General features: G+C 58.7%; 16 protein-coding genes and 1 other RNA gene. 7 read left to right on the top strand and 10 right to left on the bottom strand.

Going from position 1 to position 13,622, the window contains the following annotated elements:
• Positions 1-36 precede the first annotated feature (36 nt).
• The 3 genes from D7I37_RS01310 to grcA form a co-directional block, all read right to left on the bottom strand.
• Positions 37-789, bottom strand: coding sequence for an ankyrin repeat domain-containing protein (locus D7I37_RS01310; RefSeq protein WP_129543186.1), 753 nt, complete (start codon positions 787-789; stop codon positions 37-39).
• Positions 782-1,744, bottom strand: a complete 963-nt coding sequence (locus D7I37_RS01315; RefSeq protein WP_061796407.1) for a DUF2974 domain-containing protein — start codon at positions 1,742-1,744, stop codon at positions 782-784. The genes D7I37_RS01310 and D7I37_RS01315 overlap by 8 nt, the downstream gene beginning before the upstream one ends.
• A gap of 186 nt (positions 1,745-1,930) precedes the next feature.
• The gene (gene grcA, locus D7I37_RS01320) at positions 1,931-2,314 is read right to left on the bottom strand and encodes an autonomous glycyl radical cofactor GrcA (protein ID WP_095098890.1); all 384 of its coding nucleotides are present in this window, start codon (positions 2,312-2,314) and stop codon (positions 1,931-1,933) included.
• Positions 2,315-2,659: 345 nt separating this feature from the next.
• On the opposite strand from grcA, the gene ung reads away from it, so the two are divergent.
• Positions 2,660-3,343 carry a uracil-DNA glycosylase gene (gene ung, locus D7I37_RS01325; RefSeq protein ID WP_129543187.1) on the top strand — a complete coding sequence of 228 codons (684 nt, stop codon included), beginning with the start codon at positions 2,660-2,662 and terminating at the stop codon, positions 3,341-3,343.
• Positions 3,344-3,399: 56 nt separating this feature from the next.
• Here ung and grpE read toward each other — a convergent pair whose 3' ends face one another.
• Complete coding sequence (gene grpE / locus D7I37_RS01330) at positions 3,400-3,984, bottom strand: nucleotide exchange factor GrpE (RefSeq protein WP_061796402.1); 585 nt, start codon at positions 3,982-3,984, stop codon at positions 3,400-3,402.
• A 124-nt stretch (positions 3,985-4,108) separates the two neighbouring features.
• Here grpE and nadK point away from each other — a divergent pair, with 124 nt between their 5' ends.
• The 3 genes from nadK (at position 4,109) to bamE (ending at position 7,390) form a co-directional block, all read left to right on the top strand.
• Positions 4,109-4,987, top strand: a complete 879-nt coding sequence (nadK, locus tag D7I37_RS01335; protein ID WP_061796401.1) for an NAD(+) kinase — start codon at positions 4,109-4,111, stop codon at positions 4,985-4,987.
• Positions 4,988-5,073: 86 nt separating this feature from the next.
• Positions 5,074-6,735 (top strand): DNA repair protein RecN, encoded by a 1,662-nt coding sequence (gene recN / locus D7I37_RS01340; RefSeq protein WP_165283075.1) that lies wholly within the window; start codon positions 5,074-5,076, stop codon positions 6,733-6,735.
• A 316-nt stretch (positions 6,736-7,051) separates the two neighbouring features.
• Positions 7,052-7,390, top strand: coding sequence for an outer membrane protein assembly factor BamE (gene bamE / locus D7I37_RS01345; RefSeq protein ID WP_004929101.1), 339 nt, complete (start codon positions 7,052-7,054; stop codon positions 7,388-7,390).
• Positions 7,391-7,504: 114 nt separating this feature from the next.
• Here the strand turns inward: bamE and D7I37_RS01350 are convergent, their stop codons facing one another.
• Positions 7,505-7,789, bottom strand: a complete 285-nt coding sequence (locus D7I37_RS01350; RefSeq protein WP_061796398.1) for an RnfH family protein — start codon at positions 7,787-7,789, stop codon at positions 7,505-7,507.
• A complete protein-coding gene (locus D7I37_RS01355; protein WP_061796397.1) occupies positions 7,782-8,216 on the bottom strand; it encodes a type II toxin-antitoxin system RatA family toxin in 435 nt (144 codons plus the stop codon). The genes D7I37_RS01350 and D7I37_RS01355 overlap by 8 nt, the downstream gene beginning before the upstream one ends.
• Positions 8,217-8,377: 161 nt before the next feature.
• Here D7I37_RS01355 and smpB point away from each other — a divergent pair, with 161 nt between their 5' ends.
• Together smpB and ssrA are read left to right on the top strand one after the other, a co-directional pair.
• Entirely contained in the window at positions 8,378-8,860 is a 483-nt protein-coding gene (gene smpB / locus D7I37_RS01360) for an SsrA-binding protein SmpB (protein WP_061796396.1), read from the top strand.
• Positions 8,861-8,909: 49 nt separating this feature from the next.
• Positions 8,910-9,272, top strand: a transfer-messenger RNA (tmRNA) gene (gene ssrA / locus D7I37_RS01365).
• A 118-nt stretch (positions 9,273-9,390) separates the two neighbouring features.
• Here the strand turns inward: ssrA and D7I37_RS01370 are convergent.
• The 3 genes from D7I37_RS01370 to D7I37_RS01380 are packed head-to-tail and all read right to left on the bottom strand — an operon-like array spanning position 9,391 to position 11,569.
• Positions 9,391-10,527, bottom strand: a complete 1,137-nt coding sequence (locus tag D7I37_RS01370; RefSeq protein ID WP_095098901.1) for an HlyD family secretion protein — start codon at positions 10,525-10,527, stop codon at positions 9,391-9,393.
• A gap of 9 nt (positions 10,528-10,536) precedes the next feature.
• Entirely contained in the window at positions 10,537-10,875 is a 339-nt protein-coding gene (locus tag D7I37_RS01375) for a DUF3302 domain-containing protein (protein WP_061800224.1), read from the bottom strand.
• A gap of 34 nt (positions 10,876-10,909) precedes the next feature.
• Complete coding sequence (locus tag D7I37_RS01380; protein WP_061800222.1) at positions 10,910-11,569, bottom strand: DUF3313 domain-containing protein; 660 nt, start codon at positions 11,567-11,569, stop codon at positions 10,910-10,912.
• 138 nt (positions 11,570-11,707) lie between these two features.
• Between D7I37_RS01380 and D7I37_RS01385 the strand changes: the two genes are divergently transcribed.
• Positions 11,708-12,643 (top strand): LysR family transcriptional regulator, encoded by a 936-nt coding sequence (locus tag D7I37_RS01385; protein ID WP_129543189.1) that lies wholly within the window; start codon positions 11,708-11,710, stop codon positions 12,641-12,643.
• Here D7I37_RS01385 and D7I37_RS01390 read toward each other — a convergent pair.
• A complete protein-coding gene (locus D7I37_RS01390; RefSeq protein WP_061800220.1) occupies positions 12,640-13,551 on the bottom strand; it encodes a LysR family transcriptional regulator in 912 nt (303 codons plus the stop codon). The two genes, D7I37_RS01385 and D7I37_RS01390, sit on opposite strands and share 4 nt — an antisense overlap.
• Positions 13,552-13,622: the final 71 nt, after the last annotated feature.

Raw genomic sequence — 13,622 nt, forward strand, 5'->3', positions numbered from 1 at the left:
GGGTCAGTTCATTTCAGGCGGTTTTCTTATGGCCGCTTACCGCTGCGCGTAGCGCGTCGCCAGGCGCTGCCCCTTCAGCCAGGCGTCCAGCTCGCGGTAGCCCGCCTTCAGCTCTTCATTCTGCAGATGCGCCGGCGTCTGCGAGAAATAAAACTGGAAGGTCATCCCCTGCCGGTTGCGCGCGCGGGCGTCCGCCCCGGCCTGCAACAGCATCAACGCCAGACGCGGCGCATTGATTTTCGCCGCCAGATGCAATGGCGTATCGCCCAACCGATCGCTCAGGGTGGCGTCCGCCCCCGCCGCCAACAGCAAGCGCATCTGCTCTTCGCGCCCGGCCAGCACCGCCGCCGCCAACGGCGTAGCGCCGGTGACGGCATTGCGCGCATTCACCGGCACCCCGGCAGCCAGCAGCATCCGCAGGCATTGCGCATCCCGCAGCGCGGCGGCGGTGTGCAACGCGCCGTTGCCGTCCAGCCCGGCGCCGGCATCGGCCCCGAGCTCAAGCAGCGCCTGCAGGCTCTGCGGCCGCTGCGACAGCATCGCCCATTGCAGCAGCGTGACCTGGCGGTCGCCCCGCTCGCGCAAACTCGCCTGCGTGGCCTGCGCGACAATCTCCGCTACGTCGCCCCGCGCCACCGCCTGGGCCAGTGCCTGATTGATTCGGCCGTCGAACGGCGATACTTCCTGTTTCATCTGTTGCTCCTTAGCCATCATCAGCAAACCGGCGACCGCGATCAGCGCCAGCAGAGCGGCCGCCAGCCCCTGGCGCAGGCGTCGCCGCTCAGGCATTGGCCTGCGCCTCCCACGGTTTTTGCTCCGCCATCGAACTGATGACCTTGTCGATACCGTGCGCCGTCAGGCTGCGATCCACATGCTTGCTCGGCCGCCAGTCGTCGATGCCGCTCAGGGTATCACCGTTGGCCAGCGTGATGTTGTGGCCGATGGCGTCCGGGATCAGCGAGGTCGATTCCTGGGTGCCGGTCAGCATGTCATATTGTTCGCTGTAGCGGCGGATGCCGCCCGCTTCCGCATCCCGCTTGGCGGCGGCGGGATCGATGCCCAGCCGGTTCAGCGTGTAATCGGATACGCCCGCGGCATTAAACGTCACCGCCACGCTGCCGGTCGCCAGCGCCGCCGTGGCCGCCAGGCCACCGCCAAGCGAGTGGCCGGCGATCGCCAGCGCATCGCCAAACGCCGCCTTGGCGCTTTTGGCCACCGCCACCGCCTGATTGTACTGCACATCGTCATAACCGGTCGCCTGGCGCACGTTGCTCAGCCAGTCGCGCCAGTCGTTGGTGCCGGCGAAGGCCAGCACATACTGTTGGTCATCGCTGTAGATACCGGCCTGGAAGCCCGAGGCCGCATCGTGCAGGCTGGCCGGATCGATACCCGCGCCAAGCAACGCGTTGTCGCTCAAACGGCTGAACCCGGCCGCGCCCTGGCCGTTCGGGGAATAAACGTCCTTCGCCAGCAGCGCCAGGGTGTAATCCCCCGGCTGCGATTGCTGCCCGCGGCTCACGCCCTGGCTGGCCGCCGGGGCGGCGGCCGCCGAGATATCGCCGACCAGCGAATCGAACAGGTTGCGTGCGTTCAGGCTGTTCTGTGAAAGCGTGGCCGCCGGCGCTTGTTCCCCTGGCGTTTCAACGGCCGGTGCGGGCCTTGCCGCTTCGGGCTGCGTACGCGCTGCTGCAGGCGGCATTGCCGCCGGGGATACCGCCGAGGTAAAGCTTAAAGACATACTCATGCCGACTCCTTGTCGATAGACTTGATCTACTCAGCAACCAAATGGATGCTGCTGTAGCTATCGGCAGGTCGGAGGAGTTCTGTAATGCGGGGGATTATCTTTGCGCGGAATGTGATCCGGGTTCGATTTTCAATCGTCGGCCACGAAAAAGGGAGCCGAAGCTCCCCTGATTGACTGCGCCGCCGCTTACAGGCTTTCGGTAAAGGTACGGGCGATAACGTCACGCTGCTGCTCTGGCGTCAGCGAATTGAAACGCACCGCATAGCCGGACACGCGAATGGTCAGCTGCGGGTATTTTTCCGGATGCTTCACCGCATCTTCCAGCGTTTCGCGACGCAGCACGTTGACGTTCAGGTGCTGGCCGCCTTCCACGCGTACCGTCGGCTGCATTTCCAGCGGCACTTCGCGGTATTCTATCTGGCCCAGTTCGCTCACCGGCACCACCTGATCTTCCGCATAGTTCGCCTTGGCGCAAACGCAACGGGCCTCCGCTTTTTCGTCATCCAGCAGCCAGAAAGAATTCACCAGCGCCTGGTCCTTCGCTTGGGTAATTTGAATACCGGTAATCATTTTGTTGCCTCCGTACAAGGGCGAAAATTCCACTTCGTGAGAAAACCCAATTCTGGTTTCGGCCATTTGGTAAAACCATTGTTGTCTTGTTGTTCTGTATACCAGCCTGACCGGGTCAATTCTTTGATTAAAATCAATTTTTTCGAGGCAGGCATGATGATGGCCGGGGCAAATTTCTGTTTTATATCAATTTTCCCCTGCAGGGCTGCAGCAATTATTTTTGTAAATTTTCAAAAATAATTGCATATCGCGCACGGCGACAACGTCAAAAGCGGGTTTCGCTGCGCGGAGCGAAACGGTAAGCTATGCCCGATGAATTGCTAACGAAAACAAAGGAGAGCGTTTATGTCCACCTCCCTCACCTGGCATGACGTTATCGGCAAAGAAAAAGAGCAGCCCTATTTTGTTGAAACGCTCGCCTTTGTTGCCGCTGAACGCCAGGCCGGCAAGACCATTTATCCACCGCAGAAAGACGTGTTCAACGCCTTCCGTTTCACCGAGCTGGCGGACGTCAAGGTGGTGATCCTCGGTCAGGATCCTTATCACGGCCCCAATCAGGCCCACGGCCTGTCTTTCTCGGTGCGCCCCGGCGTGCCGGCGCCGCCTTCGCTGGTGAACATGTACAAAGAGCTGGCGACCGACATTCCCGGCTTTGAGCGCCCAAACCACGGCTGCCTGCAAAACTGGGCCGAACAGGGCGTGCTGCTGCTCAATACGGTGCTGACCGTCGAAGGCGGCCGCGCGCATTCGCACGCCAACCTGGGCTGGGAAACCTTCACCGATAAAGTGATCGCCGCGCTGAATGAGAACCGCGAAGGCGTAGTGTTCCTGCTGTGGGGCTCGCATGCGCAGAAGAAAGGCAACTTTATCGACCGCCAGCGCCATCACGTGCTGAAAGCGCCGCACCCTTCGCCGCTGTCCGCGCACCGCGGCTTCCTCGGCTGCCGCCATTTCTCCCAGGCCAATCAGCTGCTGGAACAGCAGGGGCTGAAGCCGATCGACTGGCTGCCGCAGCTGCCGCAGGAATAACACAGACGCAAAAAAGGCACCCTGAGGTGCCTTTCTTTACGATGCTGCCGGGGCGATTAAGCCTTGGCTTTGGAAACCGCGACCATCGCCGGGCGCAGCAGGCGGCCATTCAGCGTATAGCCTTTCTGCATCACCATCATTACGTGGTTCGGTTGGTGATCGGCGGATTCCATCAGGCTCATCGCCTGGTGCACGTCCGGGTTGAACGGCACGTTGACGTCGCCGACGATCTCGATGCCATACTTGCGCACCACGTCCTGCAGGGACTTCAGCGTCAGCTCGATGCCTTCGATCATCGCCGCCAGCTCAGGGTTGTTCTTATCGGCCAGCTCCAGCGCGCGCTCCAGGTTGTCGAGCACCGGCAGCAGATCGCCGGAGAATTTTTCCAGCGCGAACTTGTGCGCTTTCTCGATATCCAGCTCGGTGCGGCGACGGACGTTTTCCATCTCCGCCTTGGCGCGCAGCAGGCTGTCGCGTTCATGTTGCTGAGCTTCAGCCAGTTGAGCTTCCAGCTCGGCAATGCGCTCATCACGCAGATCGACGCCCTCCGCCGCTTCCGGCAGCACTTCTCCGTGCTGGGCCTGCTGTTCCATTTCTTCCGAGACTTGCTCGTTTGGCGTCTTCTGTTCTTTACTACTCATGAATATCTCCGCGTTTTAGCATTAATCTCGCAACTTGGCTTATTATGGGGATCAAAACCGGGGTTTCAAGTCAACCGGTCACAATGTGGGGCATAAACTGGCCCCGGTGAGGAAAATCACAACAATGAATAAAAAATTCGCCTGTATCGGCATTGTTGGCCACCCGCGTCACCCTTCAGCGCTGGCAACGCACGAGATGCTGTTTCACTGGTTGGTCGCCCGCGGCTATTCGGTGATGATTGAGCGACAAATCGCCCAGGATCTGGGGCTGAAAGACGCCGTGACCGGCAGCCTGGCGGACATCGGCCAGCGGGCCGACCTGGCGGTGGTGGTCGGCGGCGACGGCAACATGCTCGGCGCCGCGCGCGTGCTGGCGCGTTACGACATCAAGGTAATCGGGGTGAACCGCGGCAACCTCGGCTTCCTTACCGACCTCGATCCCGACAACGCGCTGCAGCAGCTGGCGGACGTGCTGGAAGGCGAATACATCGATGAGCAGCGCTTCCTGCTGGAAACCATCGTGCACAAAGAACACCAGCAATGCCGCATCAGCACCGCCATCAACGAAGTGGTGCTGCACCCCGGCAAAGTGGCGCACATGATCGAATTCGAAGTGTATATCGACGATCGCTTCGCCTTCTCCCAGCGCTCCGACGGCCTGATTATCGCCACCCCGACCGGCTCCACCGCCTATTCGCTCTCCGCCGGCGGGCCGATCCTCACCCCGTCGCTGGAAGCCATCGCGCTGGTGCCGATGTTCCCGCATACCCTTTCCGCCCGCCCGCTGGTGATCAACGGCGACAGCACCATCCGGCTGAAGTTTTCGCATATCGGCAGCGATCTGGAGATCAGCTGCGACAGCCAGATCGCACTGCCGATCCAGGAAGGCGAAGAAGTATTGATACGCCGCAGTGATTTCCACCTGAATCTTATTCACCCGAAGGACTACAGCTATTTCAATACGTTAAGCACCAAGCTGGGCTGGTCAAAAAAATTGTTCTAAAAAGCGCGTCAGCCACTTTACTGTATATAAAACCAGTTTATACTGTATGAAACTACAGTTATGTGTTTATGCACAGGAAGGTTCCCATGCTGGCGCAATTGACCATCAGCAATTTTGCTATCGTTCGTGAGTTGGAAATAGATTTTCAACCGGGTATGACGGCGATTACCGGTGAAACCGGTGCCGGCAAATCCATCGCCATCGACGCGTTGGGGCTGTGCCTCGGCAACCGCGCCGACGGCAACGTGGTGCGCCTGGGGGCCTCCCGCGCCGACATCTGCGCCCGCTTCTCGCTGGCGGACACCCCGTCCGCCCGCGAGTGGCTGGAGCACAACCAGCTCGACGACGGCAGCGAATGCCTGCTGCGCCGCGTGATCAACGCCGACGGCCGCTCCCGCGGCTTTATCAACGGCACCTCGGTGCCCCTGTCGCAGCTGCGCGAGCTGGGCCAGCGCCTGATCCAGATCCACGGTCAACACGCCCACCAGCTGTTGCTCAAGCCGGAGCACCAGAAAACGCTGCTCGACGCCTATGCCGACGTACCCGCTCTGCAGGCGGAGATGCGCCAGGCCTACCACCGCTGGCACCAGAGCTGCCGCGAGCTGGCGCACCATCAGCAGCAGTCCGTCGAACGTGAAGCGCGCAAGCAGCTGCTGCAGTATCAGCTCAAAGAGCTGAACGAATTTGCGCCGCAGGCCGGAGAGTTCGAGCAAATCGACGCCGAATACAAGCGCCAGGCCAACAGCGGCCAGCTGCTGACCCTCAGCCAGCAAACCCTGCAGCTGCTGGCCGACGACGAAGAACACAACATGCTCAGCCAACTCTACAGCGCCAAGCACCTGCTGATTGAGCTGATCGGCATGGACGACAAACTGAACGGCCTGCTGGAGATGCTGGAAGAAGCCTCCATTCAGATCAGCGAAGCCAGCGACGAGCTGCGCCACTACGCCGATCGCATGGATTTGGATCCCAACCGCCTGCAGGAGCTGGAACAGCGCCTGTCGCGCCAGATCAACCTGGCGCGCAAGCACCAGGTGGCGCCGGAAGAGCTGCCGCAGCTGCACCGGCAATTGCTGGATGAGCAGCAGCTGCTGTCGCAGCAGGAAAGCGATCACGAGCACCTGAGCGAAGCGGTCGCCTTGCACCACCAGCAGGCGCTGACGCTGGCGGAACGGCTGCATCAGAAGCGCCGGCAGTACGCGGCCGAGCTGACCCTGCTTATCACCGACAGCATGCAGGCGCTGTCCATGCCGTACGGCAAGTTCAACATCGACGTACGCTTCGAACCGCAGCACCTGAGCGCCGAAGGCGCCAGCCGCACCGAGTTCTGCGTATCCACCAACCCGGGTCAGCCGCTGCAACCGCTGGCGAAGGTGGCGTCCGGCGGTGAGCTGTCGCGCATCGCGCTGGCCATTCAGGTGATCACCGCCCGCAAGATGGAAACGCCGGCGCTGATTTTCGACGAGGTGGACGTGGGCATCAGCGGGCCCACCGCGGCGATTGTCGGCCGCCTGCTGCGCCAGCTTGGCGAATCGACCCAGGTGATGTGCGTGACGCACCTGCCGCAGGTGGCGGGCTGCGGGCACCAGCATCTGTTTGTCAGCAAGCAAACCGACGGCACCGAAACCGAAACGCAGATGGCGCCGCTGGATAAACGCGCCCGCTTGCAAGAATTGGCGCGCCTGCTCGGCGGCAGCGAAGTCACCCGAAACACCCTGGCAAACGCAAAAGAACTGCTTGCCGCATAAAAAAGCTCAACTTTTTCACTTTCCTGAGGTCTGACTTTGGCGCTGTTTACCCGATAGATTTCAAGGTGCGCCAACGCGGCGGCAGAGAGAAGCCAACGCCGCTACAACTTGAAAGATGAAGGGTCTACCCAATAGATTTCAAGCTGTAGCAAGGCGGCAATCGAGAGAATCCTCTGGAGCTTAGTCAACTAAGTGACGGGGGTGAGCGAGAGAAGCCAACGCCGCTACAACTTGAAAGATGAAGGGTATAAAGGTTTCCAACGGCTGCAAGGTCTATTATCATCGGCATCCTATGCCCTAAAGGAATGTGATTACTATGCGCTGTAAAACGCTGACTGCTGCCGCTGTGGTTCTTGTGATGCTGACTGCAGGCTGTTCTACTTTTGAGAAGGTGGTTTATCGGCCTGACATCAATCAGGGGAACTACCTGACGTCGACCGACGTGGCGAAAATTCAAAAAGGTATGACCCAGCAACAGGTCGCTTATACATTGGGTACTCCAATGCTGCAGGATCCGTTCGGTACTCAGACGTGGTTCTATGTGTTCCGCCAGCAACCTGGCCATGAAGATATTACTCAGCAAACCCTGACGTTGACCTTCGACAGCGCGGGCGTGTTGACCGATATTCAGAACAAGCCGGCGCTGACCAAGTAATCGGCGCAGGAACTATCGTCCGGCCCCTGAGGGACGAATCAGGTTCTTCATGACAGTCACAGGCTGCAACTCGGAAGATAAAATTCTGATAAAAAATAAGGCGCTGAATGCGCCTTATTTTTTTGCCTTCTCCGCACGTTGGCGGCGCAGCTCTTTAGGGTCGGCGATCAGCGGGCGATATATCTCCACTCGATCGCCATCGTTCAACAGGTCGCCCAGCTTGGCCGGACGGCTGTAGATCCCCAGCTTGTTGCTTTGCAGATCGATATCCTGACGCAGCTCCAGCAAGCCGGAGGCCTGAATAGCCTGCTCAACGCTGCTGCCTTCCGGCAGTTTGACCTTGCGCAGATATTGGCGTTCCGGCAAGGCGTACACCACCTCGACCTGGATCTCAGACACTGTAAACCTCTTTCGCCCGTTGGGTGAAAGCCTGCACCATGTTGCCCGCCAGCTCTTTGAATACCTTGCCGAACGCCAGCTCAATCAATTTATTGGTGAACTCAAAATCCAGATGCAGCTCAACCTTGCAGGCTTCTTCGCTCAGCGGCGTAAACTGCCAGCCGCCCATCAGCTTGCGGAACGGGCCGTCAACCAGCTGCATGTTGATGCTCTGGTTATCCAGCAGCGTGTTGCGCGTGGTAAAGGTTTTGCTGATACCGGCCTTGGCGACGTCTACCGCGGCGGTCATTTCGTTGTTGGACGCGTTAATCACCCGGCTGCCGGTACAACCAGGCAGAAAATCGGGGTAAGAATGAACATCGTTAACCAACTGATACATCTGCTCGGCGCTGAACGGCACTAACGCAGACCTACTGATCTGGGGCATATCATTTCCTGTAAGACACAAAACGTACAGATAATACCATTTATCTATCGGCAAACAAAAAATCTGCTACGCAGCGGATAGATCAAAAATGCGGAAAATTGCGCAGGTGCTGAACGGGAAAGGATTTCTTTCGCTGACGCATCCAGTATAATGAACGCACTATGACAAAGAAAAAAGCACACAAACCCGGTTCCGCCACCATTGCTCAAAACAAGCGCGCGCGTTTCGAATACTCCATCGAGGAAGAGTTCGAGGCGGGCCTGTCGCTGCAAGGGTGGGAAGTAAAATCGCTGCGTGCCGGCAAAGCCAACCTCAGCGACAGCTACGTGACGTTCCGTGATGGCGAAGCCTATCTGTTTGGCGCCACCATCAGCCCGCTTAACGTAGCCTCGACGCACGTGGTGTGCGATCCGACACGTACCCGCAAACTGCTGCTGAAAAGGCGCGAGCTGGACACGCTGCTCGGCCGCGTCAACCGCGAAGGCTATACCGTTGTCGCCCTGTCCATGTATTGGAAAAATGCCTGGAGCAAGGTAAAAATCGGCGTGGCCAAGGGTAAGAAAGAACACGATAAGCGCGATGACATCAAAGATCGTGAATGGCAGACGGCGAAAGCCCGTATCATGAAGCACGCCAACCGATAAGCCTCTGGCTTAACGAGGTAATCTTCTGGTATACTGCACAAAGTTACTTGGGGCTGATTCTGGATTCGACGGGATTTGCGAAGCCCTAGGAGCATGCCGAGGGGCGGTTGGCCTCGTAAAAAGCCGCAAAAAAATAGTCGCAAACGACGAAAACTACGCCCTAGCAGCTTAATACCCTGCTAAGAGCCCTCTCTCCCTAGCCTCCGCTCTTAGGACGGGGATCAAGAGAGGTCAAACCCAAAAGAGATCGCGTGGATGTCCTGCCTGGGGCTGAAGCGTTAAATCCAATCAGGCTAGTTTGTTAGTGGCGTGTCCATCCGCAGCTGACCGGCGAATGTAAAGATTGGACTAAGCATGTAGTGCCGACGGTGTAGTAATTTCGGACGGGGGTTCAAATCCCCCAGCTCCACCAAATAGGTCACCGGTGATACCAGATAGATCCGGCGATAATAGCGAAAAAGCCCGCAACTTCGGTTGCGGGCTTTTTTGTGTCTGCGGTTTCTGCCCCGGTGCTCCCGGGCCGCACGGCGTCAGTGATCCAAATACAGATAATGCAGCCAGCTGGTCATGCGCAGCAGCACTTTGCGCATGATGGAGAGGTGTTCGAAGTGCTCGGTGTATACCGCCGTTTGTGCGGTAACGCCGTCGGGCAGCCGATCCAGCTCCGGGTTCGGCGCCAGATCGATCACGGCATAAACCCCCTCCTGAGCCGCACCGGTATTCAGCCCCTGCAATGCGCCGCTGGCCTGATAGCTGCCGCCGGGCACTACCGGCAGCACCCGCGTTACCGCGCCGGTATAAACCTGCCCCGGCAGGCCGTTGAACACCACTTCAGCTTGGTCACCCTGCGCCAAGCGCAGGATCGAGTTTTGACGAAACGCCGCCACAACCTGGCGTTTCTGCTGAGGAATAAAAATCATCACCGGCTTGAAAGGCAGGCGAACCGCCGTGGTGCCAGGCCGCGCCAGCACCTGGGTGACATAACCGTCGCTCGGCGCGCGCACCAGGGTTTGTTCCAGGTTGTAGCCGGCCTCGGCGATCTGCGATTTCAGGCTGGCGATGTGGGCGTCTTCGCCGTTGTAATGGCCGGAAAGCCGTTCCTGCGCCTGTTGATGCTGCGCCCTGGCGGCCTGCAGCGCGGCGGACTGCGCCAAATATTGCTGATGCGCATGGCTGACATCCTGCTCCGAGAAAGGATTCACCGCCATCGCCGCACCTTTCGCATAGCGCTGGTAATCTTTGCTCGCGCGTTGATATTCGGCGTTCACCCGCTGCACATTAGCCGCGGACTCATCCAGCGTCGCCTGCCGCGCGCGTACGTCCGCCTCTGCGCCGGCAAGATCCGCCTGCAGTTTATTCAGCCTGGCTCGGTAGCGAGTATCGTCGAGACGAAACAGCAGCTCCCCCTGGCGCAGTAACACATTGGTTTTATCCGTTACCTCGACAATCACTCCCGATACCTGGGGCACGATGGGGACGGAAATCGCAATCTTCTGCGCCCGATCGGTATAAGGATGGTTGTAATTCATTGCCAGAATCAGAGCCCCGACAATAAAAATCCCCCCCAGCACCGCGGTGGGCACCGTCCATTTATTAACCGGGATGCGAAACAGTTTGAATATGCCGTAGGTCAGCGCAACGTAGCTGAGAATAATTAATAAATCCATACCCTTTTCTCAACCTATATTTGGCGTCATGGCGGCGGTTGCAGATTTCCGCTGCAGTTCGGCTTCGAGTTGCTCGATACGCGCCTGCAGCGCGGCGGGTTCGGCGGCTTGCTCCGCCATGCCCCACCCGCGATCGGGCCGGTATAACGTGGCCCAGATCCACAGCAGCGGCCAAATGGCATGCAGCGTAAACAGGCTGACCCAGCCGGCGACATGAATGGCATCCTGATGAGGATGCCGGCGTTTTTTGGCTAACAGGTAAGGAATATCGTGGATAATGATAACGCCGTAAAATAAAATCAAAAATACGGCAATCAACACGCCTAAGGCGAAGTAATTAAGAAACATGTAAAACCCTGGTTATTAGTCGCAGGCAGCTGCATTATGCCTGGTGCGTATTATATTGCTTTATATCGCTGGCAATAATATCGATGGCGTTTTTCACATCGCCCACTGTCAGCTGCGTTTTCTCATTATTGAGGTTTTCGCCGGACGCCTTTCTCACCACCTTGATCACCGGCTGATGGGTTGAAGCATCGATAAACTCCCCTTCCATATACACCGCGCTTTCCATGGTGCGGTGCCCGGTCACGCTCTGGGTTGCGGCGATCAGCAGGGTAATCGGCAGCACTTCGTAAACCTGCAGCCCCTTTTTATGCGTATCGATCGCCGTGATCGCCCCGCGGAAAATCAGCGTGTTCTCGCGCGGCATATCCACCAGGGTGAAATGGGAGCCCATCGCCTGTTTGAACTGCCGATTGGTATAGCTGAGGATATTATCAAGTGCGCGCTGGCTCACCATTTCGCTCGGTTGTGGCCGCGGGAAATAGATCATCGGCTGGTAGACCAGATATTGATAACGCGTAAAATCCGCCTTCGGATCTTTCCAATACAATACGTCTCTGCCTGATGCGGATTCGCCTTTGGTAATATCCTGGTAGTTATTAAGAAATTTGGCGTATTTTTCTTTTTCGGTTACCGCAGACGAGCACGACGCCAGCAGCAACATCGCAGGTAAAACGGCTGCCCTTGTCACTTTCATTGAATTATTTCTCTTTATTTTGCAGTTGATATCAAATAATCAGCCGAAATAATACCCATCAGGCAGGGATAAGTCATATGACAATTATATCAAACAGGTATATCATTTTTGATATGTAAAACCATATTGTCTGCCGTGATGAAACCAAAAGACTTCCGCATCGAAGAGCTCAGGATAGTGCGCGCGATCGCCGAAACGGCCAGCGTCAGTAAGGCGGCGCAGCTGCTGGATATGCCGCAGTCGAACGTGTCGCGCGCCCTCACCGCGCTGGAGCGGCGACTCGGGCTGGAGCTCTTCATCCGCAGCCCGCGCGCGTTGGCATTGACCGAATTTGGCACGCAGTTTTTGCGCCGCGCCGCCCTGCTGTTGGATGAGCATAGCGACCTGCTGGACATGTCGGGCACCTACAAGCGCAGCCTGAACGGCATGGTCACCCTCGGCGCGCCAATCGGCATCCACTCATTCCTGGCGCGTTATCTGCTGCCGCCGCTGCTGCATCAGGCGCCCGAGCTGACCGTCGATTTGCTTACCCGCAATCCGGACGAACGAGAGAAAAAATATGGCGCGGTTTTCGACACTGACTGCGATCTGCTGATCAGCTTCTTCCAGCCGCAAAACGAAAGCCTGATCGCCAGACCCTTTACCCGCTTTCGCGTCGGGCTGTTCGCCTCACCGGATTACATCGCCCGCACCCCGCTGGCGGAACCGGAGGAGCTGCACCGGCATCGCTGCATTACCCTGCGCATGCTGGGGGGCAGCCGCAACACCTGGAGTTGCTACGATCGGCAGGGGCAGCAGATGCAAATGGCGGTCACCGGAACCAGCATCTGCGACAATATATTGCCGGCCATCGAGCTGGCCAAGCAGGGGCTGGGGATTGTCTACGCGCCCTATTATTCGGTCGCGTCAGCGCTGGAGTCCGGCTCGCTGCTGCCATGCATTGAGCGCGAACGCTGCATCGATATGCAGGCCTACCTCATTTATCCTCAGCGCGGCGTGCTGCCTCATCGGGTCCAGGTGATGATGGACAGCATCATGGCCAACATCAAATTGCATGCGCATCGGCTGGTTTAAGCCGTGGCCTTCGGCGCCTGCCGGATGAAATCGATGAACGCCCGCAGCGGCGAGGGGATAAAGCGTCGATCGGAATAGTAGAGAAACGGGCCGGAAAATTGCGGCCACCAGGCTTCGAGCACCGGCTCCAGTTCGCCGCTGGCCAGGCTGGGCGCTAACCAGTCTTCGAACAAATAGATAATGCCGACGCCGGCTATCGCCGCCGCAACGGCCAGATCGGTCGCGCCGCCGGCCTGCACCATTAACGGCCCATCGGGATATATTTCCAGCGTCTCGCCCCGCCTTTCGAATTCCCAGGGATAAATTTTTCCGCTGGGGAAACGGCCCAGCAGGCAGGCGTGGGTAAGCAGCTCCTGGGGATGGGCGGGTCGCCCGCACCGGGCGAGATAAGCCGGCGATGCCGCCGCGGCAAAGCGCTGCACTCTGGGCCCGATGGGCACCGCAATCATGTCCTTTTCCAGGCGTTCTTCATAACGAATGCCGGCGTCGCAGCCGGCTGCCAATACGTCGACGAAGCTTTCTTCGGTCTGTATTTCCAGTTTGATATCCGGGTAGGCGGCGAGAAATGCCGGTATCAGCGCGGGCAGCGCCAGGCGCGCGACGCTCACCGGCACGTTCAGCCTCAGCGTGCCGGCGGGCTTGTCGCGAAAACCGTTCACCACGTCGAGCGCGCTTCGCACCTCATCCAGCGCCGGCCCCAGCCGCTCCAGCAGGCTATAGCCGGCGGCGGTCGGCGTCACGCTGCGCGTAGTGCGGTTAAACAGCCGAACGCCAAGCTGTTTCTCCAGGCGCCGGATGGCATCGCTCACGCCGGAAGCGCTGCGCCCCAGGGTTCTGGCGCCTTCGCGGAATCCCCCTGCGCGCGCCACGGCCAGAAAGGCGTGCAGATCCTCTAAATCAGTATTCATTGTCCGTCACCCCGTACAACCCGTCCAGCGTCACGCGGCTTATCGCCACCGAAAGCCGCGCCTATCATAGG

It is taken from the genome of Serratia sp. 1D1416, from assembly GCF_003641105.1.
Lineage (GTDB): Bacteria > Pseudomonadota > Gammaproteobacteria > Enterobacterales > Enterobacteriaceae > Serratia > Serratia ficaria.

What these genes read in the sequence shown, in the direction of transcription:
- D7I37_RS01310 (WP_129543186.1), bottom strand. Translation starts at nt 789, where the DNA reads ATGCCTGAGCGGCGACGCCTGCGCCAGGGGCTGGCGGCCGCTCTGCTG.
- nadK (WP_061796401.1), top strand. Translation starts at nt 4,109, where the DNA reads ATGAATAAAAAATTCGCCTGTATCGGCATTGTTGGCCACCCGCGTCAC.
- D7I37_RS01380 (WP_061800222.1), bottom strand. Translation starts at nt 11,569, where the DNA reads ATGAAAGTGACAAGGGCAGCCGTTTTACCTGCGATGTTGCTGCTGGCG.
- D7I37_RS01355 (WP_061796397.1), bottom strand. Translation starts at nt 8,216, where the DNA reads ATGCCCCAGATCAGTAGGTCTGCGTTAGTGCCGTTCAGCGCCGAGCAG.
- recN (WP_165283075.1), top strand. Translation starts at nt 5,074, where the DNA reads ATGCTGGCGCAATTGACCATCAGCAATTTTGCTATCGTTCGTGAGTTG.
- grcA (WP_095098890.1), bottom strand. Translation starts at nt 2,314, where the DNA reads ATGATTACCGGTATTCAAATTACCCAAGCGAAGGACCAGGCGCTGGTG.
- D7I37_RS01370 (WP_095098901.1), bottom strand. Translation starts at nt 10,527, where the DNA reads ATGGATTTATTAATTATTCTCAGCTACGTTGCGCTGACCTACGGCATA.
- D7I37_RS01375 (WP_061800224.1), bottom strand. Translation starts at nt 10,875, where the DNA reads ATGTTTCTTAATTACTTCGCCTTAGGCGTGTTGATTGCCGTATTTTTG.
- D7I37_RS01390 (WP_061800220.1), bottom strand. Translation starts at nt 13,551, where the DNA reads ATGAATACTGATTTAGAGGATCTGCACGCCTTTCTGGCCGTGGCGCGC.
- ung (WP_129543187.1), top strand. Translation starts at nt 2,660, where the DNA reads ATGTCCACCTCCCTCACCTGGCATGACGTTATCGGCAAAGAAAAAGAG.
- D7I37_RS01385 (WP_129543189.1), top strand. Translation starts at nt 11,708, where the DNA reads ATGAAACCAAAAGACTTCCGCATCGAAGAGCTCAGGATAGTGCGCGCG.
- bamE (WP_004929101.1), top strand. Translation starts at nt 7,052, where the DNA reads ATGCGCTGTAAAACGCTGACTGCTGCCGCTGTGGTTCTTGTGATGCTG.
- smpB (WP_061796396.1), top strand. Translation starts at nt 8,378, where the DNA reads ATGACAAAGAAAAAAGCACACAAACCCGGTTCCGCCACCATTGCTCAA.
- grpE (WP_061796402.1), bottom strand. Translation starts at nt 3,984, where the DNA reads ATGAGTAGTAAAGAACAGAAGACGCCAAACGAGCAAGTCTCGGAAGAA.
- D7I37_RS01315 (WP_061796407.1), bottom strand. Translation starts at nt 1,744, where the DNA reads ATGAGTATGTCTTTAAGCTTTACCTCGGCGGTATCCCCGGCGGCAATG.